Genomic DNA, 24,687 nt, shown 5'->3' on the forward strand with positions numbered 1-24,687 from the left:
GGCCTTTCGTTATTTAAGTAATGGTTTTATTACTTCAAACATCGCATTGATATGGTCATCGCGGGTATTCAATGCAGGAATGTAGCGGTACTTTTCACCGCCTGCGTGTTCAAAGTTTTCGCGGTTTTCGCCTTCGAGTTCTTCTAACGTTTCTAAACAGTCGGCACTAAATGCAGGGCTTAGAATTGCAACGTCTTTAATACCTTCAGCAGGATAGCTTTCAAGGGTTGCGTCTGTGTATGGCTTCAACCATTCAGCTTTACCAAAACGGCTTTGGAAAGTTGTTACAGCAAAGTCTTTCTCAAAGCCAAGTTTCTCTGCTACTAAACGGGTGGTTTGCATACAAAAGCAATAGTAAGGGTCGCCGTTTTCTAAAAACAGTTTAGGTGTACCGTGGTACGAAAACACCAATTTTTGCGGCGTGCCATGGGCATTTAGATCTTCGCTAATGCTAGCGGCTAGGGCATCAATGTATGTTGGGTTGTCGTGATAGCCATTAATAAAGTGTAGCTCAGGCACCCAGCGCCACTTACGAAGAACATTCGATACCGCATCAAACGTTGAGCCAATAGTAGTGCTTGAATATTGCGGGTACATTGGCAGTACAATCACGCGAGTGATGCCTTTTTCGCGCAGCTCTTCAAGGCCCGCTTCAATTGAAGGGTTTCCGTAGCGCATGGCCATGACCACTTCAGTGTCGTGGTGTCCTTTGTCTTTTAAAAGGGCTGCCAATTTTTTGCTTTGCTCTCGGGTAATATGCGTGAGCGGTGAGCCGTTTTCAGTCCAGATGCTTTTATAAAGTGCCGCTGAGCGTTTTGGGCGTAACGTAAGTACAAAGCAATAAAGGATGATCATCCAAATAAAACGTGGGATCTCGACAATTCGAGGGTCCGATAAAAACTCGCGTAAATAAGTTCTAAGTGCCGCGGTAGTAGGGGCGTCTGGGCTCCCTAAGTTGGTCAGTAAAATGCCCGTTTTTTTGTTGAATCGGCCGTCATGAGGCTTATCGGTAATGGCGGAAAATCGCGACACTGAGTGCTCCTATATGAAGTAATCGTAATATAAATCACATTGTAACGAAGTAAGCTGATTATGTGATCACTTTATTCGCTAATTTTTGATCATGATCCTGAAAGGATTCGGTTTTCTTGCTTCAAGCTGCTGCAGCTTTGCAATTGATTTTGCGCCAAACACATGCCCTTTAGGTAATAACAAAATACCGTCGTAGCTTCTTAGTGCGTGCCCAAGTACCATGCCGTTTTTAAGATCTTGAGCCGAGATAATGTTCATGGTGCCGACTTTTTGATCGCTCGCACAGGTTATTTTAATGCTATCTAATACTTCTAAAATTTTTGGGTGATAGTGAGTGCCGCTGTATAGCCGTAGCTGATCAAGTGCGCTTTCGTAACGGCTGTTATCTTGTACAGTGATGTGCGCAATTGCCTGCCAGAAATCGCGGGCTACCGCTAAAATCATTGCCGTAATTGGTATTTCTTTGCCCTTTAAGCCTTTAGGTTGGCCTGTCCCATTGTAATGCTCAAACTGGTAATAAATCGCCTCAGAGACATCATGTAAATGGGTCGCTGGCATGAGCATCAGCTGAGCGGTACTTGGGTGGGTGTAAAAAATCTTTTTTTGGTTTTCGGTTAGTTCTCTTGTTGGCTTTTTATAAAGCTCAGGCTCCATGGCGAGCAAGCCTATTTGTGCAAGATAACCTGCCATTTCAGCTCTTTCGATATGTTGTTTATCTAAACCAAGCTGCTCTGCAATTTGCTTACTGGTGGCAGCAATGTTTTGTGCTTGCATACCATCAAGGTACGGATTAGCGTTTATAAAGTTATATAAAATCTCAAAAGTACTGCGATGCTCGTGTTTTTCACGTTCGTTGACTTCCTCTAGTTGTTTGAGCACTTTTCGAATTTGTAGAGTGCGCTTTTCTACCATTTGCTCAAGGTTGTTGTTGAGCTCTTTTAACTGGCTGTTTTGCGCTTTGATTTTTTTCTCTAACTGCTTGTTCTGGCGCTTTAATGAGGTTTTTTCTATGCCATCACTAATATTGCGTAGCAGTAATTCGTTTTGCCATGGCTTTTGAATATAAGCATGAATTTTACCTTTATTGACCGCAGCAATGGTGTTGTCGATATCTGAGTAACCGGTTAGCAAAATTCGGTGTGGTTCTGGGTCAATATTAAGTGCTTGCGCAAAGAAGTCGGCGCCATCCATGTTTGGCATACGCATGTCGCAAATGATCACATCAAAGCTATAAGTAGCCAAAACCTTTAGCCCTTCAAGTGGATCTGAGCAGGCTTTTGCAGTGATGTTATTCGCTGATAACAGGCGCAAAAGAGTCCTCAAGACGATTTCGTCGTCATCAATGCATAAAACCTGAATATGTTGCTTGCTAACTTGTTCTGCCATACCGTTTTACTATGAGTCATCGTTAATCAATAACATAGCCTTAAATCAAGCCTTGTGCTAGGTTTTAAAAGAGACAAACAGAGTTTGAGACGAATATGGATGACTTTAAGCAAGCCTATTTGTTAGAAAAAGCGGCCAGAGAAGAAGCTGAACAATTGCTCGCAGACAAAAGCCGTATTCTAGTGGCATTAAACAGTGAGCTTGAGCAAAAAATTGCTGACTTAGAGCATCATCAAGCTATGTTCATTCAAGCCGAAAAAATGGCCACTTTAGGCACTCTTTGTGCTGGGGTTGCCCATGAAATAAATAACCCTCTTGCCTATAGCATTAGTAATGTCGATTGTTTAAAAAATTACTGTAATTACTTTAGCGAGTTACTTGCTGTATGTGATGAATTTGCCTGCAACGATACTGATAAAGCCACGTTTTGTAAGCAGTTAACAGAGCTTAATAAAGTGCACTCGTTTCGCTTTATGGCTGATGACTTACCTGAACTAATAAGCGACACCTCACAAGGCTTGCAAAGGATCAGTAAAATTGTTGCCAATTTACTGGATTTTTCTCGGCCAAAAGGTCACGACAAGCAATTTGCCGATATGACCGAGGCGGTAAAAAGTGCCGTTAAACTACTAGCAAACCAACTCCGTGATTGTAATTTACAAACCCAATACAGTCCTATATCGCAAAGTTGGTGTAACTTACCCGCAATAAGCCAAGTGATTGTTAATATCTTAATTAATGCCAAACAAGCTTGTGATAATTTAAGCGCAAAAGCTGAAATATCCGTTGCTGTGTATGAACTTGAGCAGCATATTTATATCGATGTTGAAGACAATGGCGCCGGTATGTCAGAAGAAACCATTGCGAAAATATACGATCCCTTTTACTCCACCAAACCCGTTGGAGAAGGTACCGGCATGGGGATGACCATGGTATATGCCATAGTGCATGAACATCAAGGATGTATTGATATTCAAAGTACAGAAGGAATGGGCACACGAATTAGCTGCGTGTTCCCGGTACAAAGTCAGGTCAGGAAGACTGTAACTAGCTGACAGTATTTCAGTTGTTGCAAAAATTTGTGAATTCGCTAGGGTAGGAATACACCCTTACCAAAACAACATGTAAAGGCTCAATATGCTTAACCAACAAAGTTCGGATGTATTTAAAAATTACCTCGCTAGTCAAAGCGAAACTAATCAAGTCAGCTTGGATCAAGTGATTGGCTATATGTCTGGTTTGTTAGCCTGCTCAGAGTTTTTTGGTGAGTCAGAGTTAGCAAATTATATTGCCGATAATGATGAAGCGGTATTCAACACCTTAATGACAGATTCAGAGCCGCGCGATGCAATGATTGAACTGCTCGACAACGTAACCGAAGCACAAGTTGAACAAAAGAAAATCTTAGCCGAATTATACCCAAATGAAGTTAACAGCAATGAACCAAGCCAAGCATTGCAAGACTTTTGTAGCGGGTATATTGCAGCGTACATTGTGAACCAAGATATTTGGCACAGCGATTTACAATTTTTACTCAAGGCTGATTCGCAGCAAGAAAACGAAAGCGAAGATGGCCAGTTGTTTATTGATAATTTTGAAGCAACACTCGATTTACTTACTACTTTTGCTATGTGGGATCAGGCGCTGGCAAATCATCCTGAACCAGAAAAACTAGGCGAAGGGTTTGTCACCTTCTTTAATGCGCTAGACGAGAGCTTATCTGAGATTGCCACTATGGCGTTAATGCTTGAAGATGAAAAACTGGCGATGCTTGAGCAAGATCAGTAAACATTTCCCTCCTCAGTAGAGATAAGCTGATAGTTGCATTATTTTGCTTATTTCTACTGAAAAATGAATAATTCCAACCTTAAAAATTCCATTAATACTACAAATGGAAATATTTATACCTAAGTCGTACCTGATTTTTCTTTCATTTTGTGGATTTGTTGATAGGATGTTTTGCAAGAGTTAATTCGCAGGCTTGAGTTAGCTTTCAAAATCGTGATTTCTAAAATCAACAACACGTGCTTAGTGCTTTTCTTAATTTCTCCAAAAGGGGCGTCTTTTTGTTTTAAGGAAAGCCGGAATATCAACAGGATACACATGACAACACATTCTTTAAGTATGCTGGCCGTTGCGGTTAGTGTGGCTGTTTCTGCGACTTCAGTGCAGGCAGCAGAGCAAGCATCTGCTGTAAAAGCAGATAAAAACATCGAACAAATCTCTGTATTAGGCTCACGAGTTGCCAATCGTACGGCTACCGAATCAACATCGCCGGTTGATTTGATTGATGCTGACGACTTAAACAAAGGTGGTTTCACTGAACTGGGCCAAAGTCTGCAAGCGACGGCTCCTTCATTTAACTTTTCTCGTACGCAAGTGTCAGATGGCTCTGACTTATTTAGACCTGCGACTCTTCGTGGTTTACAGCCAGACCAAACGTTAGTGCTTATAAATGGTAAACGCCGCCATAACCAATCTATTTTTGGTTTAAATGGTACTGTAGGTGCCGGTGCTGCGGGTACCGATATGAATGCGATTCCGCTTACTGCGTTAAAAGGCGTTGAAGTACTTCGTGATGGTGCTGCTGCGCAATATGGTTCTGATGCGATAGCCGGTGTTATCAACTTATCGTTAAACGATTCAACGGGTGTTACAACGGGCTATGTGCAAGCGGGTAGCACGGGTGAAGGCGATGGTGACACTATTTCAATGGGTTTAAACCGTGGCTTTGATTTAGGTGATGAAGGCGGCTTCATTAACTTTTCTTTAGAATACCGTGATGCTGATGGCACCAACCGAGCTGAACGTGATACTGGAGGCTCAGTTGATGTACCAGCCGGTACGCTGTCTGACGAAGTTCGTTGGGGTCAAGGTAATGCTGATAGCGAATTTACCTCTGTGTTTTATAACATGGCATTACCATTTGGTGAGACCGAGCTTTACTCATTTGGCGGATACTCAAACCGTACTGCGCTAGGTAATGGTTTTTACCGTAACTTTGACCAAGCAGCGAAGAACGTTGTGCAAGTATATGGCGATGGCTTTTTACCTCGTATCGATAACGAAGCCGAAGATATTTCGTTTTCACTTGGTTTGCGCGGAGAGCTAAATCCAGATTGGAGCTATGACGTATCTGCCGTATATGGTGAGAATAGCTATGATTTCACTTCAAAAAATACTCTAAATGCGTCGTATGCTGCTGAATATGTGGCGAATAACCCAGATGCAAGTGATGCTGATATTGCTGCTAATGCGGGCCCTTCAGGCGGATACTCAGGTGGCTTTAGATTTGATCAAACAACCGTTAATGCAGACCTTAATGGTATTGTAGATATTGGTCGCAGCGAGCCATTATACGTATCTGTGGGGGCTGAGTACCGTAAAGAAAATTATGAAATCGTGCCGGGCGAAGAAGCCTCTTATGCATGTGGTTTAGCTAATTCAGATACCTCATACCCTGCGGTAAACGACAGCAGCGTATTCGCTGAGTGTGGTTTCCAAGCTTATAACGGTTTGCGCCCTGAAGCGTCAAACAAAGAGAGCCGTCACAGCTATGCATTTTATGTAAATGCCGAAACGCTGATCACGGACGCATGGCAAGTAAGCACAGCGCTTCGTTATGAAGACTTCTCTGATGCAGGTGATGACATCATTGGTAAGCTAGCAACGCGCTATGAAATTACCGATGACTTTGCCGTGCGTGGTGCGATTTCTTCTGGCTTTAGAGCACCATCACTGCAACAAAGTGCCTATACAGCCTACACCACCAACTTAGGTGCTGGTGGTGTGTTATTGCAATCATTCACAGCAACAGCGGGCTCTGATTTTCCGTCAGCCCTTGGCGTTGATAGTCTTGGCCTTGAAAGCTCAGAAAACTTAAGTGCAGGCTTTGTTTACAACGTAACCAGCGATTTATCGCTAACCGTTGATTTTTACCATGTTGCTATTAAAGACAGAATTACCCTTGGCAGCTTAATGTCGGCGGACGATGTTTCGTTTAGTGCCGAGGCCGTGGCCGCGCTTAATGCAACAGGAGCACAGCAAGCTAACTACTTCTCAAACTCAGTTGATTCAACCACGAAAGGGGTTGATATTATTGCTTCGTACCGCACTGATTTGTACGACGGTAATTTCTCAGCAACCTTTGCGGGTAACATTAACGAAACTGAAATTGATGATGTAAATGCACCTGAGGGGATTCCTGAGTCAATCGCCCTTGATGATTTACAACGTAGTTTCTTAACAGACGGTCAACCAGGTGAGCGTGCAACACTAACGTTTGAATATGATCGTGGCGATTTCAACAGCATGCTACGCTTTAACTACTATGGTGAAACAGACGTTAAATACTTTGGTAATGACCACATTGGTTTACCTGATGAGTTATCACCTACCGGTGAGTTTAAAGACACAAGCACGGTAGAATCAGCGGTATTAGTGGATGTTAACGTGGGCTATCAGCTAACAGACGAACTCATGCTATCGGCGGGTATTGATAATATCTTTGATGTAACGCCAGACGAGCTAGGCGAAGATGAAGCGCTTGATTTTATTACGAATAAAGCATTCAAATACCCTGTTCGTGCACTACCTTATGGTTTTGATGGTATGACCTACTATGCAAAATTAAGTTTTAGTTTTTAATTCCTAAGTTGATATGAAACTTAAATAGCGCCTAACGGCGCTATTTTTTTGCTTAATTGTAGTATCCGACATTTGTCGCTCTAATTAATGACAGCTGTCTTTAATTAGAAAGTTGCAAGGGGAAAGTTTGCAAGAGTAAAGGGGAAAGTTAGCGAGAGTAAAGGGGAAAGTTAGCGAGAGTAAAGGGGAAAGTTAGCGAGAGTAAAGGGGAAAGTTAGCGAGAGTAAAGGGGAAAGTTAGCGAGAGTAAAGGGGAAAGTTAGCGAGTTTCGAGGTGCGAGATACGAGACACGAGTCTGTAGCAGCGATTTTATATCGCGTTTACTCTCACACCTAGCACCTAGCACCTAACTCCTAACACCTCAAACCTCTCATCTCATAATTCGCATCCATCACCAATGTCGCGGCATAAAGCCGCTGCTACGTAGGCGTTATGCTTGCATGGCGCGCGAAATAAATTTCACGCCTACGTCTAATCGTTTTACATAGGTGTGGTGTTTGAGAGTTCATGGCTGAAGCCATTCCTACGAACGCATCAGATTTATATCGCGTTTACTCTCGTATCTCGCACCTCGCATCTTGTATTAGGGTATCCACCCGCATTTAAGCACTCCAAAATTTTTCTAGTAGGATGCTCCCAAATAATAAAATCAAACTTGTAAATATAATTGTGTAGTAGATAGTCGAGTTTATTATTGGCTCTAAAGTGAAGTTTGGTGAAAATATGTTTTTTACCGGTTTAAAGAATAGCTTTGGGTTTAAGCTACCCGCTAAAATTATAAGTGAAATTGCTAGACAACTAATGAACTCTAACCAGTTTAGTCCTAGTAATACAAGCAAATAAATACCGACAGTTAAATTAATAGTTGCTGCCAATCCGAACAAAATAGATAGCAGCTTTTCCTTTTTATTAAGCGTTTCCATACTGTAATACTCCTTATTACATTATTTAATACCTTTATATTTTGGTTAGTTACGGGAGTAAAGTTGCAAGGGGAAAGTTTGCGAGTTTCGAGGTGCGAGATACGAGCCTGTAGCAGCGATTTTATATCGCGTTTACCATCACACCTAGCTCCTCGCATTTCGAATCTCGCAATTCGCATCCCTTAGCAACGTCGAGCCATAAAGCCGCTGCTACGTAGGCGTTATGCTTGCATGGCGCGCGAAATAAATTTCACGCCTACGTCTAATCGTTTTACATAGGTGTGGTGTTTGAGAGCTCATGGCTGAAGCCATTCCTACAAAAGACATCAAATTCGTAGCAGCGATTTTATATCGCGTTTACTCTCGCATCTCGCACCTCGCACCTCGCATCTCGCATCTCGCATCTCGCATCAATGGCGCGGAATAAAGCCGCTGCTACGTAGGCGTTATGCTTGCATGGCGCGCGAAATAAATTTCACGCCTACGTCTACTAGTTTTACATTTGTGTGGTGTTTTAGAGCTCATGGCTAAAGCCATTCCTACGAACGCATCAGATTTATATCGCGTTTACTCTCGTATCTCGCACCTAGCACCTCGCATCTCTCACCTCGCATCTCTCACCTCGCATCTCTCACCTCGCACCTAGCTCCTAGTCCCTAGCCCCTCGAACCTAGTACTCTTTCACATATATTTTGATCAGTTGCCCCTACTTAAATTCAGGTAACTGATCTTTTTCAATCAATAATTCAATACTCCTGCTTTTTCCAGTAACTGATGTTATAAATTTCTTCTTCTTAAGAACTGAAATCATTGAATGAACACTTGAAGATGCGGTTCCAAAGTAGCGCTCAAAATCACTTTCAGCAGGCGCAATCCCATTCACTTTTGTGTAGTAATAAATAAATGCTAAATACTGACCTTGCTTTGCTGTAAACAGTGGCGACTCTTCTTTATTCATAATGAACTTTTACCCTAATCAACGATCCTTTAACTCATATAAACTTACTTAATATTGTTATGAACCGAAAGTATATTGTTGAATTATCAGAAGAAGAAAAACAAGAATTAATAGACTATTGCAAAAAAGGCATGGTCAATGTTCGAAAGTACAAGCGGGCTGCTATTTTGTTAAAAGCTGACCGTTGTAGATATACAACAGAGCAAATATGTGAAGCAGTTCAAGTGAGCTCTTCCACCGTATTTCGAGTCAAACGCCAGTTTGTTGAAGAAAATCTAGCGGCAGCTTTGAATGAAGGTGCACGAAGTGGTGCAATGAGAAAAACTTCTGCGAAAGATGAAGCAACGTTAATCGCCACAGCTTGCACTAAGCCACCAACAGGTCACGCTAGATGGACATTATCTTTACTTGGAGAGCGATTAGTTACGTTAACCGATTTAGATAGTATCTCGTATGAAACAATACGGAGGCGCCTTAAAGAGAATGCACTAAAGCCATGGCAAAAAAAGATGTGGTGTGTGGCGACAATGGATGCTGAATATATCGCGCGGATGGAACATGTGCTCGAGTTGTATGCTGAGCCAGCAGATGAGTTAAACCCCATAATTAACTTTGATGAGGCGATGAAACAACTTGTAGATGATACTCGACCGGCACAACCAATGAAGCCGGGGCAGACTAAGCGGTTAGATTATGAATATAAACGTGTAGGTGTGGCCAACTTATTTGTATTCTTCGATCGCCATCGAGGGTGGCGGCATGTTAAAGCAACAGAAAGAAAGACGAAAATTGACTTTGCTAATTGTATGAGGGATTTAGTTGATCTTCATTATCCACATGCGAACAAAGTAAAAGTTGTGTTAGATAACTTATCAACTCATACAGAAGGAGCGTTATATAAAGCATTTTCTCCACAGGAAGCACGGCGGATTTTAAATAAACTAGAATTACATTACACACCAAAACACGCGAGTTGGCTAAATATGGTCGAGATAGAAATTGGTAATATGAATAAGCAATGTTTAGATAGACGTATAGCAAGCATGGAAGAACTAAAGACAGAACTCGCGGCCTGGGAATGGATCCGGAATAAAGAAAGAACAAGTATAAACTGGATGTTTAATGTTGAGTTAGCTCGTGAAAAACTTCAGAGGTCCTATGGTGCCCTCAACTAGTCAGAACTTGTGTGATGAAGTACTAGTTACTTTTAACTCGCTCGCATATCTCGCGCATTTGTTGTTTTATTTCGGGTTCTTTTTCATCGAATATCTTGTTGATACGTTCGATATAGGCATGGTTTTCTTCGAATGGCACGCCGATCTCGTAGACATCGGCAGCTTCTCGTAGCATTTCTTTATCAAACTCACTGAAAATATCGACCATTTCTTGGGCTTTTTCTCGTTCAATACCGAGTGCTTCAAATGATGAACGGCCCATACGCATGGTGCTGTCGTAGGTTTCGCGAATAATATCTCGACATCCGTAAGCCCATAAATCGTATACATGATGGCGGTCTACAGCGCGGGCAACAACATGTAAATGCGGATAATTTTGCATCGCATAACGAACTAATTTAGTGATTTGTTCGGCATCATCAAGCGCAACAACCAGCAGTTTTGCATCTTCAATGCCTGCAGCACTGAGTAGATCTGGTCGAGTGGCATCACCAAAAAAGTTACGAATACCAACACGCTCAAGTGCCTCAAGTTGTTTGTAGTTGTAATCAATCACGGTGGTTTTATAACCGCCAGCTTGTAAAATACGGTCAACCAGCCCACCCATTCTGCCTGAGCCTGCAATTACTACATGGCTATCATCAGGGAAATCTTCTTCATCTCGTTTGGCTTGCTCGCAAATAAAGCGTGGTGCTATTACACGTTGATAGAGAATAAATAACCCAGGTGAAAGTAGCATTGATAAGGTCACAACCAGTAATAGTTGGTCGGCAACGGCTGCGGCTAAAACATTATTAGACACACTGTAAGCCAGTAGTACAAAACCAAACTCACCAGCTTGTGCAAGCCCTAGTGCTAACAACCAAAGTGCGGCGCCTCTTAAGCCAAAAATGCGGCCTAAAATTAATAGCACAACTGTTTTAGTTGCAATCAGTGCGCCGGTTAATAGCACGATGGTAGCTAGGTTATCTGCGAGTAATTGAAAATTGATACTTGCGCCAACGGTGATAAAGAATAATCCAAGTAACAGCCCTTTGAAGGGATCGATATTACTTTCAAGCTCATGTTTATAAGGTGAATTTGCAAGCACAACACCCGCTAAAAAGGTGCCAAGTGCAGGTGATAAGCCAACTAATGACATCATCAAAGCGATACCAATCACGAAGAATAGGGCTGTAGCGGTAAATAGCTCGCGAAGCCGTGCTAGTGCAACAAATCTAAAAATCGGTGCGGTTAAGTAGTTACCACCAAAAACGACGAGCGCGATCATACCTAAAGTAACCAGCGCTGCTTGCCAGCTCTCAAGGTTTGCTACCAAACTCAAACCACCATGACCGTCTTCGCTTGCATGGGCTGTATCTACAATGGCGGGTGCTAATTCAGGTAAAGCAAGCAAGGGAATAAACGCAAGCATAGGAATAACGGCTATGTCTTGAGTGAGTAATACGCTAAATGAGGCTTGGCCACCATCTGATTTTAATAGCCCGCGCTCTGAAAGCGTTTGCAGTACAATCGCGGTCGATGAAAGCGATAAAATTAAGCCTATTGTGAGTGCGGATTGCCAAGCATGACCAAATGCTAAACCAATCCCTGTAAACGCGGCAGCTGATAAAATCACTTGTCCGCCACCAAGGCCAATAAGCTGTTTTCGCATTGACCAAAGCGCTTTGGGTTCAAGTTCTAAGCCAACAATAAACAGCATCATTACCACACCAAACTCAGCAAAATGCTGGATGGCAATCACATCAACATTTAAAAATGTCAGTGTTGGCCCAATAACAATACCTGCGAGTAAGTAGCCAAGTACTGAGCCAAGCCCAAACTTGCTGGCAATAGGCACGGCAATAATGCCTGCAATAAGGAAAATATAGGCGATTAAGAGAAAGTCAGTCATCGTAATCCTGTTTGTTTTTAATTAACTATGGTTGTTTTCGCTAGTTTTGCCAGCAGTTAGGTAGTGAATGCAATCAAAATACGAATTTAGTCAGTAAAATGACAACAAGGCATGGTGTTTAGTTAAAGCGAGTAAGACAAAATAAGGGGTTAAAAATCATCGTTTTTTTCTTAAAAATCGCTTGCGTAGTGCTTAGGTAGGTATATACTCGCAACACTTTAAATAGGAGCAAAAAATGAGCAAAAAGAAACAACGCACACAAGGCCAAGTAGATACTGGTCGTGGTGTCATTAACGATAATGTGTACGCCGCAATGGTGACATCTAAGCTGTTCACAGCAAAAGTAGAGAAACCTAAAAAAGGTAAAGGTGCATATCAACGTAAGGCAAAACATGCAGGACGAGAGTCCTATTTAATCGCTGCTTAATTAAGTTGTGATCAAATAGGATTTTTGTGAAAAGCAAACACTGAGTGTTTGCTTTTTTTATGACTAAAATTCGTGTTAAGAATAATTTTCACTCAATTTTTATAGAAATTTTTACCGGAAAACTAATTTATTCGTTATATACCCATAATCGATACGATAATTATTTTCGCCTACCCTCACACAAGCGTTGCTTGTTTTTTATACAAGCCAGGAGGGCCGTGCTTTCCATGGTTAAATTATTGTTAATTATATGTTCATTTTTACTCGGTAGAATCATCCTCGTTTTTGCTTTTTGATAAAAATAATTAATTCTTTTTTAGTGGTTTTAAATAAACTGTACATCAAAAAGTGTGTTTATTTTACCCTTTATAGGTAAATGCAAGCTTGACGTAATAGCGCTTTGTGTTACTTTAAAGTTGGATTTGTAAAATAAATGTTATTAAAACTTTGGGCGGAGGGAGCGAATGAGCTCGCATAAATTAATAAAAAATGCCTTTAAACTGAGTGCGCTGTCACTAGGTTTATACGGCTTTACAGCACAGGCTGCGATTGATTGCAGCAACTTAGAAGTGTGGCAACAAGGGCAAACACATGTTGGTGGTGATCAGGTTCAGGCACAAGGTAGCGCTTATGAAGCGAAGTGGTGGACGCAAAGCAACCCTGTGGAGACTTCTGGTGTCGATCAAGAGTGGCGTTTATTGGGTGTTTGTGACAGCGTTGTCAATGAGAATCAAGCACCTCAAATTAGCAGCTTAACACCCGCAGAGGGTTCTTTATTTACCGCAAATGACAGCGTTGTCATAAGCGCTGTCGCCGCTGACCCTGATGGTAGCGTGGCAAGTGTAGAGTTTTTTGTTGATGGTACATCGCTGAGTGTAGTGACAAGCGCACCTTATTCAGCGAGCTGGCAAGCAACGCAAGGCAGCCATGTGATAAGCGCGGTCGCAACGGATGATTTAGGGCTAACCTCTACAGCGGTTGCACATTCAGTGAGTGTGTCTGATGACGTTGAGCCGGTTAACCAAGCGCCAGTGGCAAGCATTGAATTTAGCTCACTGCCATCACAAGTAACGGAGGGTGACAGTGTGGTGTTTGCGCTTTCTGGCACTGATAGCGATGGCCAAGTGACTGCGTTATCGCTAACTGAAAACAGCACTGAAGTTCATCAAGCAAGTGCCGCTTCTTCAAGTTATACGTGGCAAGCACCTGCACTTGGGCAATTTTCATTTACCTTAACAGTGACCGATAACGAAGGCGCGACGGATACACAAAGCAAAGTTGTGAATGTTGTTGAAGCAACAGAACCTGGTAGCGATTGTAAACCGCAAGGCTTATACCAAACACCGGGTGTGAATACCCCATACTGTAGTGTGTATGATACAAATGGCCGCGAGAAAATGGGCGCCGATCATCCACGCCGAGTTATTGGTTATTTTACGAGTTGGCGAAATGGTGCCAATGGTCAGCCAAGCTACTTAGTGAATGATATCCCTTGGGACAAGATCACCCATATTAACTATGCCTTTGCGCATGTTGATGGCAATAACAAGGTCTCGATTGGTGATCCCAATGCAGCTGGCAACCCAGCGACAAATATGACTTGGCCGGGCGTAACAGGCGCTGAAATGGATCCAAGCTTTAGTTACACAGGTCACTTTAACTTACTCAATAAATTCAAAAAACAACACCCAGATGTAAAAACCTTAATCTCTGTAGGTGGCTGGGCTGAAACCGGTGGTTATTTTGGTGAAGATGGAACTCGCGTAAATAGCGGTGGTTTCTACACGATGACAACCAATGCTGATGGCTCAGTGAACCAAGCGGGGATTGATGCTTTTGCGAAAAGCGCCGTTGAATTTATTGAAACTTACGGTTTTGATGGTGTCGATATTGATTACGAATACCCATCGTCAATGAATGACTCTGGCCACCCTGATGATTTTCCTATTTCTAATGCGCGTCGCGCAGGCCTTAATGCCTCGTATCGTGTATTGATGCAAAAACTACGTGAAGAACTTGATATTGCAGGTGAAAAGGCTGGTAAGCATTATTTGTTAACGATTGCTTCACCATCTTCAGGTTACTTATTACGTGGCATGGAAACATTCCAAAGTGTGAAGTATCTCGATTACGTTAACATTATGTCTTATGACTTACATGGTGCATGGAATTCACATGTAGGCCATAACGCAGCCTTGTTTGATACTGGTCTTGATTCTGAGTTAGCGCAATGGGGCGTTTATACCACCGCTGAGTTTGAAGGAATCGGTTACTTAAATACGGATTGGGCTGTGCGTTACTTCCGCGGTGCGGTTTCTGCGGGTCGAATCAATATTGGTATTCCATATTACACTCGTGGCTTTAAAGATGTGTCGGGTGGTACTAATGGTTTATGGGGCCAAGCAGCGCTTCCAGATCAATCAAAATGTGCTAAAGGGACTGGGGTTGGTGAGAAAAACCAATGCGGTAATGGCGCACTTGGCATAGATAACCTATGGCACGATAAGAACGATGTTGGTGAAGAAATGCCTGCAGGTTCGAACCCACTATGGCATGCGAAAAATCTCGAAAACGGCATTAACCCTTCTTACCTTGAAATCTATGGCCTAACGCCAGAAACCGATGCAGATGATGTGTTAACGGGTACTTATACACGTTTTTACGATGATGTAGCGGTTGCTCCATGGCTTTGGAATGCAGAGAAAAAGGTATTCTTATCAATTGAAGATGAGCAATCAATGGCAACCAAAGTTGATTATGTTATCAACAACGGCCTTGGTGGCATCATGTTCTGGGAGCTTGCCGGTGACTATGATTATGACTCAGCGAAAGGTGAGTACTTCATGGGCTCAAGCTTAACCACACTTGCTTACGATAAATTTAACCAAAGTGGTGTGGCTTACAACACTCATCAAGGCAATGTCGATTTTACCCTGCCAAGCGAAGCGGTTGACGTAAGCTTTACTGTGAAAGATTTCCCAATTGGTGATGATAACTACCCAATTTCACCTACATTCGCATTCACCAATAACTCAGATATCGACTTAAGCGGCGCAAAAATCAGCTTTGATGTGCCCGTTTCTACCTCGGCAATTTTCAAATCAAATTGGAATGCACAAGAAAAGCTCGGCATGGCTGTTGAAGCGAATGGTTCTAATGCGGCTGGCGATAATATCGGTGGCTTTGAAAATGAGTTCCATCGTTTTTCAATCACTTTAGTGAATGAGTGGGGCGGTATCGAAAAGTCATTTAACACTGGTGAAACCGTTGAGGCGCAAGTTATGTACTACATGCCAATTACGGGGCCAACTAACTTCACGATTGAGAAAAATGGCAAAACCTACGCCTTCAAATACGAATACCCAATGCTACCAGATGGCACTGCTGGCAGTGGTGATACTGGCGGTGACACCGGTGGTGATACGGGTGGCGAGGGACGCTGTAATGGTGTTGATGTAGCAAGCATCCCTGTGTATCCAAATTGGCCGCAAACTGATTGGGCTGGTAACCCAAGCCATGCTGTTGGCGGCGACCTAATGAATCACAACAACGTGATTTACGAAGCAAAGTGGTGGACGAGCACAGAGCCAGGCACATCGGCTGACTGGACGGTGAGTTGCACGCTTTAACCAACTAAGCGGAGCAAGGACTTTGCTCCGCATTACTACAGCGAGAACAACAATGAAAGTAATGAAATCAAAGGCATTGTCTTTATCGGCAGTGGCAACCAGCATGCTGCTTGCCTGTGCATCAAGCCATGTGAATGCCCACGGATTCTTAGAAAGCCCGAAGGCGCGCCAAGCATTTTGTAATGCCGATGGCGGTTACTGGTGGCCTGCTGATGGCACGGGGATCCCTAACCTCGCTTGTCGTGCAGCGTTTGTTGAAGCAGGGCATGTGCAATTTGTACAAGACATTGAATTTTCAGCTAATACCATTGAATACACAAACCTTGATGCAGTAAAACAAAGTGTACCTGACGGCCGGTTATGTGCAGCAGGCGACCCTGAAAAACGCGGTATGGATTTACCTTCAGCGCATTGGCAACGCAGTGAGGTTATTCCTAATACAAATGGCGATATTTTAGTGCGCTTTTTAGCGAGTACGCCGCATAACCCAAGTTTCTGGCAGTTTTATTTAACAAAACCGGGTTTTGATAGTGCGACTCAAGTGCTTACGTGGGATGACCTAGAGCTTGTATATGGTCTCCTCCAACATTGCAAGAATAAACAATGAGTTTTGACAGGGATAGGTTTGCGTTCGTATATCCGGCTTCTTAATTGAAACACTTTGGTTTCGAGCCTCGATGAACTTCGCACATATCGTCCTTATCGTTGACACGAGTTTATCAAACTCACACGCCCTATCAGGTTTTCGATATGTCGGTTTTACCTGTTTGTCATCACTTGATGTTTATTCAGCAATCCTCTGAAGTGAACTCGTTATTCATTGTTAAGCCGTTACCAAATCATCGTTGTAACGACCGCCGTGTTTTAATATCGCCCAACCAACGCGAGCTAACTTATTGGCAAGCGCAACCGCAGCTTTGTTCCTGCCTCGCGTTTGCTCTATTCGCTTTATCCATTTTGCCAGTGGCGTATCTTTGTTCGCACTGACTCGCATAACGGCTCTGGCACCGTGTATCAATAAGGTTCTTAAATACCCATCGCCCCGTTTACTGATACCCAGTAAATTTTGTTTACCGCCGGAACTATGTTGCCTCGGAACTAAACCTATGGAAGCTGATACCGCTCGTCCATTGTTAAATTCACTGCCATTGCCCACATGTTGATAAAACGCACTGGCAATCAATGGGCCAATACCCGGAATACTCTGTAATCGAACACAGGCATCATCTTTACTTAAGTCATGGATTTTTTGAGTATAAACATCCAGATGCGCTTTAAGCTCTGACAACTTTTTATAGTGTTGTTCCAATAATTCCTTGAACAACTCACTCAACCCATTATTTGCTTCTCTATCGTATAACTCAGGCAAGGCCTTATAAACATTATGTACTCCCAATGGAATGACAATCCCATACTCATACAATAAGCCTCGTATTTCATTACTATTCGCTGTTCTGTCTCGCTCACATTTCTTGCGTAGTACATGCAGCGATTGAATATCTTGTTGGGTTTGGGTTTTTGTTCTAACAAAACGCATTTCTGGTCGCACAACAGCTTCGGCTATGGCTAATGCATCATTAAAATCTGTTTTGTTACCTCTGACATAAGCCTTTACGTGTTGAGGCGCTATTTGTTTTACCCGATGCCCCAGTTTTTCGAGCTCTCTTGCCCAGTAATGTGCACTGGCACATGACTCGACTCCAACTAGGCAATCATCTAGTTGAGCAAAATAATTCAGTATTTCTTTTCTTCTCAGGATTTTTTTCTTAACAATTTTCCCTACTTGATTACAGCAAACCACATGACTCACATTCTTTGCTAAATCTAATCCAACTGTTGTAATATTCATCTCGGTCTCCTCGCTTTATTACTTGAATCGTTCAATTCCAAGTTTGGCACATTGCGATGCCGAAAGGGAGGAGACCATTTCATCGTTGAAGAGTACGGCAATGTTAATTTTAGCATTGACGCTAACAACGACCGTTACTATGAAATGAGCGTGTCGATTCCACAAGGACGCAGTGGCGATGCCATTTTATACACGCGCTGGCAACGAGATGATGCCGGTGGCGAAGGCTTCTACAACTGTAGCGATATTAATATTGTCAACGATGCGACCCCGACAGAGCCAAGCGATTGGACAGCAATTAGCTACTTTGTTCGTCAAGGACAAGACGCTGAGGTTGGTGGTAGTGTGTCGGCTCGGTTATTTGATGAAAATGGCCAAGAGTTACTTACTCAACAAATGCAGATCACAGCTGATAATCAAGCTAATTGGCAGGCTGAATTTGCAGCGTTGTTAAACCTTAATTACGCGCACTTAGTTAATATTGGCGTGCAAAATAGCGCCGGAGATATTGCCTTTGATGCGTCTGATTTAATGACTAATCAGGTCTTTACAACGAATGCAAACTACAGCTTTGCACTAAGCGTACAAGCGGCTCCTGAAAATACCGCGCCAATTATTCATCAACCAGATGACCTTCAAGTCGAAGAAGAAAGCAGCACCGCGATACACCTGCACGCCTTTGATGATCAGCAAAGCACCTTAACTTATAGCTGGGATGTACCTGCACCACTGAGCTTTACGGGTAATGATGCCAACATCACGCTAAACGCCCCCGCTGTAGATGCTGATACAAGTTACACCGTAAGTGTATCGGTGTCAGATGGCGAGCTCACAAGCCAAGTAAGTTTTACCGTGACTGTGCTTAATAGCACTGTGGTCGACCCTGATCCTGTTGATCCGAGCGTGCCTGCTTGGAATAGCACAAGCCAATACAACACGGGCGATAAAGTGAGTTTCAACGGCGGAATCTACAGCGCGAAATGGTGGAACCAAGGCGCACAACCAGACAGTAGTGATGCATGGCAGCTTGAATCTGGCAGTGCATCAATCGAATGGAACAGCGGCAAAGCCTATCAAGGCGGCGACGAAGTAACCTATCAAGGACAGCGCTATCGAGCGCAGTGGTGGACCCAAGGAGATGTACCGGGTGCCAGCCAAGTATGGACAGAAATCTAAAGTTTTGTAGTTCAAACTTTATCAATAACAGCGTAACGCTATATAAAAACAGATAAGAGAGAATCATGAATATAAAACAATTAACCGCAGCCATTGGTGTTGCACTCTTTGCAAGTGCAGCGAATGCAGCACCTTCAACACCAACCATTATTTGGGAGCCACAAGAATACTCATTTGTTGAGGTTGATCTTGAGGGCACAGGTTCATATAAGAGCTTGGTGAACCGCGTTGATGAAGTCACTATCAGCATTGAATGGAACGCATGGAGTGGGGATGGCGGCGACAGCTATAAAGTGTATTTCGATGATATGTTGGTTAATGAAGGCTCGCTGGCAGCAGGCACTAAAAGTGGTGTTATTAGCTTCCCGTATGATAAAGCAGGTCGTCACACATTATATGTAGAACTATGTGAAGGCGGTACCACCTGTGCTCGCAGTGAAGGTAAGCCAATTGTTATTGCCGATACAGATGGTGGACACTTAGCGCCATTGCCGATGGATTATGATCCAAATAACCAAAATATTGGCACTAAAGATGGCCTTGTAACCGGTGCCTACTTTGTTGAATGGGGTATTTATGGTCGCGATTTCGACGTAACTAATATCCCAGCGCAAAACCTCAGTCATATCTTGTATGGATTTATTCCAATTTGTGGACCTAATGACTCGTTAACAGGTGGGCCTAAAAACGCGTTAAATACTGCCTGTGCTGGCTCGCAAGATTTTGAAGTGGTGATCCACGACCCTTGGGCTGCGATTCAAAAAGCGCTACCGGGTGTTGATAGTAATGACCCAATTCGTGGTACGTATTCGCAGTTAATGGCGTTAAAGCAGCGCTACCCTGATCTGAAAATTTTACCATCAGTGGGTGGTTGGACTTTATCAGACCCATTTGCCTACTTTACCGATAAAGCAAATCGCGACACGTTTGTTGCATCAATGGAAGAGTTTTTAAGAACGTGGAAGTTCTACGACGGTGTTGATATTGACTGGGAATACCCAGGTGGTCAGGGTGCTAATCCAAACTTAGGCGACCCAGTTGCTGACGGCCCAGCATACGTTGCGTTAATGCAAGAGCTGCGCGCGATGCTTGATAAGCTTGAAGCAGAGACAGGTCGTGAGTATGAGTTAACATCAGCGATTGGTGCTGGTTACGACAAAATTGAAGATGTCGACTACTCACAAGCTCAGCAATATATGGATTACATTTTCTTAATGAGCTACGACTACTATGGTGCATGGAGCAATGTAACGGGCCATCAGGCTGCGCTTTATTGTTCATCGCATTTCCGTGTTGGTCAGTGTGATGGCACGGGTGTTGATGAAGAAGGCGTTCCATATAAAGGCCCTGCTTATACAACTGATAATGCAGTGCAAAATTTACTTGCGCAAAACGTACCGTCGAAGAAAATCGTGGTAGGTGCTGCTATGTATGGCCGTGGTTGGGAAGGTGTTTATCCAGAAAACACGACTATCGCTGATAACCCAATGACAGCACCAGGCAACGGCAAACTTAAAGGCACTACAGCGCAAGGCGTATGGGAAGACGGTGTTATTGATTACAAAGGCATTAAAACTTACATGTTGGGCGCTGCAGAAAATGGCATCAATGGCTTTGAAACAGGTTATGACGAACAAGCCGAAGCTGCTTATGTATGGAACCGTAGCAACGGTAAATTAATTACATACGATAACCGTCGTTCAGTTTTGGCAAAAGGTGCTTATGTTAATCAATATAACCTAGGTGGCTTATTTGCATGGGAAATTGATGCTGATAATGGTGATATTCTTAATGCAATGCATGAGGCACTTGGTGGTACCGTCACTGAGCCTAGCAATAGAGCGCCAGTGCTATCTGTATCAAGCACAGTATCTGTTAATGCGGGCGAAAGTGTATCTGTTAGTGCATCGGCAACAGATGCTGATAACGATCCGCTAAGCTTTAGCTGGACAGCTGACAGTGCGTTAACAGTAAGCGGTGAAAATTCAAATACCCTTGTAATCACAGCGCCATCAGTGACTGCTGATACGCAATACACGGTTACTGTGAGTGTGAGCGATGGCGAGGCAAGTGTAAGCCGTAACGTTACAGTGAATGTAGTAGCACCAACGACAGGCGAGAACCAAGCACCAGTTGTTGCGGCAATTACTGATAAAACAGTGGCAGAAGACGCGAGTGTGGACGTGGCTGTTTCGGCATCTGATGCTGATGGAGATACGCTTTCATACAGCTGGACAGTGCCAGCAGGCTTAACGTTAGTGGACTCAGGTGCTGATGTGAGTTTACAAGCGGGCAGCGTTGATGCTGATACTAGCTATGTTGTATCGGTTTCAGTAAGCGATGGTCAAACTGCAACAGCAGTGAGCTTTAATGTCACCGTGACAGATTCTGGTACAACAACTCCGCCAGATGGTGAAACCACATGGGATGCAGCGGCGACTTATGTTGGTGGTGATACGGTGATTTATAACGGCGTAGAGTACACCGCTAAGTGGTGGACGCAAGGTGAGCGTCCTGATTTAGGCGGCCCATGGGAGGCAACTTCACAACCGACCGATGGGAACGGTGATGTTGTGTGGCAAGCTGCGGGTATCTACAACGGTGGCGACCAAGTCACTTACCAAGGTAATAAATACGAAGCGAAATGGTGGACTCAAGGAGACGAGCCAGGTGTCGCGGATGTATGGAAAGCATTTTAAGTGTAATAACCACATTTAATGCCCATCATTAAAATGTGATTTCCCTTCAAAGCAGCCGCATGGCTGCTTTTTTGTGGGGGGAAGTTAGAAAGAGTAAAGTTAGCGAGGGGAAAGGGGGAAAGGGGAAAGAAGCTGTCAGCTTTCAGCCTTCAGCGGTCAGTCGATCTGTGGGGTTGGTCAGGTCGAGTGTTCTTCTCAGCGATTTAAGCCTTGTAGGAGGTGCTTTAGTGCCGAATAGAATCAAACATAATCCATGTAGACCTTTTCAAATTTCCTATCTTCAGACGCGCGAAACAAGTTTCACGCCTACGGGGGAAAACATAGGCGCTAGGTTTTAGGCTCTAGGACGTGATGTAAAATCGCTACTACAGACTCGTATCTCGCACCTCGCACCTCGTATCTCGTACCTCGTATCTCGTATCTCGCACCTCGTATCTCGTACCTCGTATCTCGTACCTCGCACCTCGTATCTCGTACCTCGTAACTTTACTCTTTCCCCTTGAAACTCGCTAACTTTCCGTTTCTCATTTCATACATTGGTCTTTCAGACATTATCAACCATACTTGAATAATATGATCTGTAAGTATTTAAACTAAGGTGGCTTAATGGGGTTAAAAGCGCTGTTTTTACTTGTTGTTGCTGTATTGAGTAATTCGGCTTTTAGCTGCGATAAAACCCTGAAAGTGGGGATTAGTCAGCAGTGGGCACCTTACGCTTTTAAGCAAAATGGCAAGCTCACCGGAATTGATATTGATGTGGTTAATTTAGTGCTAAAAGAGGCAGGATTTTGCGCTAGATACGTTGTTATGCCTTCATCTAAACGGGGCTTTGCAGAGCTTAAGCACGGTAAAGTCGATTTACTACCCGCGGCAAGCTATAGCACAGAACGTGACTCTTTTAGTTTCTTTTCCGAGCCTTACCGTAATGAAGTGATGCGCTTGTTTTGGTACCCTCATGGCCGCTTAGAGTCTCTTGATTTACAAGGGCTGCTCGAACATCAGCAAGTTATTTTAACTAACAGTGGTAGTTACTTTGGCCCTGACTTCACTCATTTGAAAGAAGACGCAAAATATAAAGAACAACTCGTTACTGTTTCATCTTTGCGTCAGCGTCTCGCTATGCTAGTTGCTAGGCGGGTCGATTTTTTTGTTGATGATGAACTAGCTGGTTTATATTTAATTCAAAAAAATAATCAGCAGGGTATCGAGCTGCATCCGTATATTGTCAATAATGACAGCGTTTATTTTATGCTGAGCGAAACAACCCTTTTAGCAGAAGACAGAGCGGCTATTAACTCAGCAATTTTAAACAACCAGCAAGCGATAACGGAGATCATCGCTCGCTATGTTAAGCACTAAACTATCCCAAACACTAAATTATCCTAAACGAGTCACGCGTAGTTTAATCCGTCCCGCATTCGCCCCATAAAAGCGGTTTAGGTCGTTAGCAAAAGGGCAAAACTCGCCTGATTTAGCAATACGAATATCGGCACCTTCAGCAATTTCAAACAAATGCTCATCGTTGTTATCGATAGCGCCAATCAACGCAAACCATTGTGCATGGGGTAATCGTCTAAACGGTTCAAGCACGGCCATCGGGATTTCTTTCACCCCTAGTTGAATATTGTCTCGGTGCCAGCCCGCAGGGCCGCAACTAATGCCGTCGTCATACCAAGTTTGCTCTGGATAAGGCGTAAATCGGTAAGTACCACCTTGCTCTAACATTAAGCCTGTGTGGTTGTATTTTTCAGCGCCATAAACAAACACATCTTTACTTTCGTCTATGCTCAGCACCGTCATATTTTGTTTATCAAGCGCAATATGCGGGCTTAAACCCTTAAAGCTTAAGCGAGTTTCGTCATTATAAAGTACGTCGTAGTGAAGGCTCTTTAAGGATTCAGGACGGTAACTTGTTAAGCGATTGATACGCTCTGCAACCGTGTAATGAATAGTAGGTGGGTGTTCGCTTTGTTCGTTATCAACCAATACACAGCATTCGCGATCTACCAGTTTAAACAAAGGGTTAAACCAAAAATAGTTTTGCTGATGGCTAAGAGCCAGCGGATCTGGGGTAACGGTAACATCATCTTGGGCAATGAGGTTACGATGCTCTGCAGGGAGCAGAGTGTTGTAATTGATATCCGCACTGGTAAGTAAGTTTAATGCAACGGTTTGTTCTATCAGCCACTCAATCGCATAGCGCAGGCAAATGTCGGCTAAACCATCACGATAATAGCCACCACCCACATCTGAATGGGCGCCCGCAAACCAGATCTCTTGTACATGCGGTGCACTATTAATAAGTGTGGGTTCAAATGCACGGCGCTTTTCATCAAGTGCGACACAATGAAGGGCTGCTTTTATATTGCTTGCAAGTGTGTAGTTTTCAAAAATAACGTGCTCAGCACCGCGGGTTGCTTTTGTTACTTTTGAAAAACCAATAGATGCAACGGTATCAAATACACATAAGTAAACATCATCACTAATAAGTGGCTCTAAACATTTGGCAAAGCGCCTAGCAAGGGCAGCACCTCGGCTAAAACCAGTCAGAAGTATTTTATCACCTACAGTGTAGTAGCTTTTAAAGTCGCTCATAGCACGATTTAAAATGCTGGCAACATCATCGCCTCTTGGTGCAAGGGCTTGATTAAATAAACGTCGAAAGCGGCTACCTTGGGTGCCTATACCCTGATAATAAAAGCTAAGTTGAGTTGGAAATGGTGTTTCGGGCTCGCTATTGAGTGCGCCACCAAAAAGTAAATGAAGTTTAAGAATATTAGAAATACTGGCGTCTTCTTTGAAGTGTGCAGCGCTGAATTGTTCAGCATCACGAGGTTCGCTGCCTGTGCCATCAAAGTTGAAAATCAGCGTTTTAGCGGTCATAGCGTCATT

General features: G+C 43.3%; 16 protein-coding genes and 1 pseudogene. 10 read left to right on the top strand and 7 right to left on the bottom strand.

Annotated elements, in window-relative coordinates; translation table 11 throughout:
- Positions 1–9: 9 nt before the first annotated feature.
- Together hemH and nosR are read right to left on the bottom strand one after the other, a co-directional pair.
- Entirely contained in the window at positions 10–1,032 is a 1,023-nt protein-coding gene (hemH, locus tag J8Z28_RS18815) for a ferrochelatase (protein ID WP_054553442.1), read from the bottom strand.
- Positions 1,033–1,110: 78 nt separating this feature from the next.
- Complete coding sequence (nosR, locus tag J8Z28_RS18820; protein ID WP_063530515.1) at positions 1,111–2,418, bottom strand: response regulator c-di-GMP phosphodiesterase, NosR family; 1,308 nt, start codon at positions 2,416–2,418, stop codon at positions 1,111–1,113.
- Positions 2,419–2,513: 95 nt separating this feature from the next.
- Between nosR and J8Z28_RS18825 the strand changes: the two genes are divergently transcribed.
- The 3 genes from J8Z28_RS18825 to J8Z28_RS18835 all read left to right on the top strand — a co-directional run bounded on the left by J8Z28_RS18825 (position 2,514) and on the right by J8Z28_RS18835 (position 7,065).
- Positions 2,514–3,473, top strand: coding sequence for a sensor histidine kinase (locus tag J8Z28_RS18825; protein WP_130167428.1), 960 nt, complete (start codon positions 2,514–2,516; stop codon positions 3,471–3,473).
- Between the two features lie 82 nt (positions 3,474–3,555).
- A complete protein-coding gene (locus J8Z28_RS18830; RefSeq protein WP_054563239.1) occupies positions 3,556–4,206 on the top strand; it encodes a UPF0149 family protein in 651 nt (216 codons plus the stop codon).
- 315 nt (positions 4,207–4,521) lie between these two features.
- Positions 4,522–7,065 (top strand): TonB-dependent receptor plug domain-containing protein, encoded by a 2,544-nt coding sequence (locus tag J8Z28_RS18835; protein ID WP_250660760.1) that lies wholly within the window; start codon positions 4,522–4,524, stop codon positions 7,063–7,065.
- A gap of 602 nt (positions 7,066–7,667) precedes the next feature.
- Here J8Z28_RS18835 and J8Z28_RS18840 read toward each other — a convergent pair.
- Entirely contained in the window at positions 7,668–7,988 is a 321-nt protein-coding gene (locus tag J8Z28_RS18840) for a hypothetical protein (protein WP_250660761.1), read from the bottom strand.
- 706 nt (positions 7,989–8,694) lie between these two features.
- On the bottom strand, positions 8,695–8,946 hold the full coding sequence (locus J8Z28_RS18845; protein WP_175081208.1) for a LexA family protein: 252 nt from the start codon (positions 8,944–8,946) through the stop codon (positions 8,695–8,697).
- Between the two features lie 59 nt (positions 8,947–9,005).
- On the opposite strand from J8Z28_RS18845, the gene J8Z28_RS18850 reads away from it, so the two are divergent.
- On the top strand, positions 9,006–10,121 hold the full coding sequence (locus tag J8Z28_RS18850) for an IS630 family transposase (RefSeq protein WP_250659374.1): 1,116 nt from the start codon (positions 9,006–9,008) through the stop codon (positions 10,119–10,121).
- Between the two features lie 22 nt (positions 10,122–10,143).
- Here the strand turns inward: J8Z28_RS18850 and J8Z28_RS18855 are convergent, their stop codons facing one another.
- The gene (locus J8Z28_RS18855; RefSeq protein WP_250660762.1) at positions 10,144–12,015 is read right to left on the bottom strand and encodes a monovalent cation:proton antiporter-2 (CPA2) family protein; all 1,872 of its coding nucleotides are present in this window, start codon (positions 12,013–12,015) and stop codon (positions 10,144–10,146) included.
- Positions 12,016–12,250: 235 nt separating this feature from the next.
- Here J8Z28_RS18855 and arfA point away from each other — a divergent pair, with 235 nt between their 5' ends.
- The 3 genes and pseudogenes from arfA to J8Z28_RS18870 all read left to right on the top strand — a co-directional run.
- Positions 12,251–12,442, top strand: a complete 192-nt coding sequence (gene arfA / locus J8Z28_RS18860; RefSeq protein ID WP_054563243.1) for an alternative ribosome rescue factor ArfA — start codon at positions 12,251–12,253, stop codon at positions 12,440–12,442.
- Between the two features lie 464 nt (positions 12,443–12,906).
- A complete protein-coding gene (locus J8Z28_RS18865) occupies positions 12,907–16,071 on the top strand; it encodes a glycosyl hydrolase family 18 protein (RefSeq protein WP_250660763.1) in 3,165 nt (1,054 codons plus the stop codon).
- A gap of 52 nt (positions 16,072–16,123) precedes the next feature.
- Positions 16,124–16,642, top strand: a pseudogene (locus tag J8Z28_RS18870) (lytic polysaccharide monooxygenase auxiliary activity family 9 protein); the annotation flags it as partial.
- 252 nt (positions 16,643–16,894) lie between these two features.
- On the opposite strand, the gene J8Z28_RS18875 reads toward J8Z28_RS18870, so the two are convergent.
- Complete coding sequence (locus J8Z28_RS18875) at positions 16,895–17,920, bottom strand: IS110 family RNA-guided transposase (protein WP_250659740.1); 1,026 nt, start codon at positions 17,918–17,920, stop codon at positions 16,895–16,897.
- Positions 17,921–17,971: 51 nt separating this feature from the next.
- Here J8Z28_RS18875 and J8Z28_RS18880 point away from each other — a divergent pair, with 51 nt between their 5' ends.
- The 3 genes from J8Z28_RS18880 to J8Z28_RS18890 all read left to right on the top strand — a co-directional run bounded on the left by J8Z28_RS18880 (position 17,972) and on the right by J8Z28_RS18890 (position 23,154).
- Complete coding sequence (locus tag J8Z28_RS18880) at positions 17,972–19,096, top strand: carbohydrate-binding protein (protein ID WP_250660764.1); 1,125 nt, start codon at positions 17,972–17,974, stop codon at positions 19,094–19,096.
- Between the two features lie 65 nt (positions 19,097–19,161).
- On the top strand, positions 19,162–21,795 hold the full coding sequence (locus J8Z28_RS18885) for a glycosyl hydrolase family 18 protein (RefSeq protein WP_250660765.1): 2,634 nt from the start codon (positions 19,162–19,164) through the stop codon (positions 21,793–21,795).
- A gap of 606 nt (positions 21,796–22,401) precedes the next feature.
- Positions 22,402–23,154, top strand: a complete 753-nt coding sequence (locus tag J8Z28_RS18890; RefSeq protein ID WP_250660766.1) for a substrate-binding periplasmic protein — start codon at positions 22,402–22,404, stop codon at positions 23,152–23,154.
- A gap of 18 nt (positions 23,155–23,172) precedes the next feature.
- Here J8Z28_RS18890 and J8Z28_RS18895 read toward each other — a convergent pair whose 3' ends face one another.
- On the bottom strand, positions 23,173–24,678 hold the full coding sequence (locus J8Z28_RS18895; protein WP_250660767.1) for a phospholipase effector Tle1 domain-containing protein: 1,506 nt from the start codon (positions 24,676–24,678) through the stop codon (positions 23,173–23,175).
- Between the last annotated feature and the right edge of the window lie 9 nt (positions 24,679–24,687).

The organism is Pseudoalteromonas sp. SCSIO 43088, assembly GCF_023650795.1.
In the GTDB taxonomy this organism is placed as follows: Bacteria; Pseudomonadota; Gammaproteobacteria; order Enterobacterales; family Alteromonadaceae; genus Pseudoalteromonas; species Pseudoalteromonas shioyasakiensis.

Bases quoted from the DNA above. Each gene is read 5' to 3' on its own strand.
- nosR (WP_063530515.1), bottom strand. From the start codon at position 2,418: ATGGCAGAACAAGTTAGCAAGCAACATATTCAGGTTTTATGCATTGAT.
- J8Z28_RS18825 (WP_130167428.1), top strand. From the start codon at position 2,514: ATGGATGACTTTAAGCAAGCCTATTTGTTAGAAAAAGCGGCCAGAGAA.
- J8Z28_RS18830 (WP_054563239.1), top strand. From the start codon at position 3,556: ATGCTTAACCAACAAAGTTCGGATGTATTTAAAAATTACCTCGCTAGT.
- J8Z28_RS18835 (WP_250660760.1), top strand. From the start codon at position 4,522: ATGACAACACATTCTTTAAGTATGCTGGCCGTTGCGGTTAGTGTGGCT.
- J8Z28_RS18840 (WP_250660761.1), bottom strand. From the start codon at position 7,988: ATGGAAACGCTTAATAAAAAGGAAAAGCTGCTATCTATTTTGTTCGGA.
- J8Z28_RS18845 (WP_175081208.1), bottom strand. From the start codon at position 8,946: ATGAATAAAGAAGAGTCGCCACTGTTTACAGCAAAGCAAGGTCAGTAT.
- J8Z28_RS18850 (WP_250659374.1), top strand. From the start codon at position 9,006: ATGAACCGAAAGTATATTGTTGAATTATCAGAAGAAGAAAAACAAGAA.
- J8Z28_RS18855 (WP_250660762.1), bottom strand. From the start codon at position 12,015: ATGACTGACTTTCTCTTAATCGCCTATATTTTCCTTATTGCAGGCATT.
- arfA (WP_054563243.1), top strand. From the start codon at position 12,251: ATGAGCAAAAAGAAACAACGCACACAAGGCCAAGTAGATACTGGTCGT.
- J8Z28_RS18865 (WP_250660763.1), top strand. From the start codon at position 12,907: ATGAGCTCGCATAAATTAATAAAAAATGCCTTTAAACTGAGTGCGCTG.
- J8Z28_RS18875 (WP_250659740.1), bottom strand. From the start codon at position 17,920: ATGAATATTACAACAGTTGGATTAGATTTAGCAAAGAATGTGAGTCAT.
- J8Z28_RS18885 (WP_250660765.1), top strand. From the start codon at position 19,162: ATGAATATAAAACAATTAACCGCAGCCATTGGTGTTGCACTCTTTGCA.
- J8Z28_RS18890 (WP_250660766.1), top strand. From the start codon at position 22,402: ATGGGGTTAAAAGCGCTGTTTTTACTTGTTGTTGCTGTATTGAGTAAT.
- J8Z28_RS18895 (WP_250660767.1), bottom strand. From the start codon at position 24,678: ATGACCGCTAAAACGCTGATTTTCAACTTTGATGGCACAGGCAGCGAA.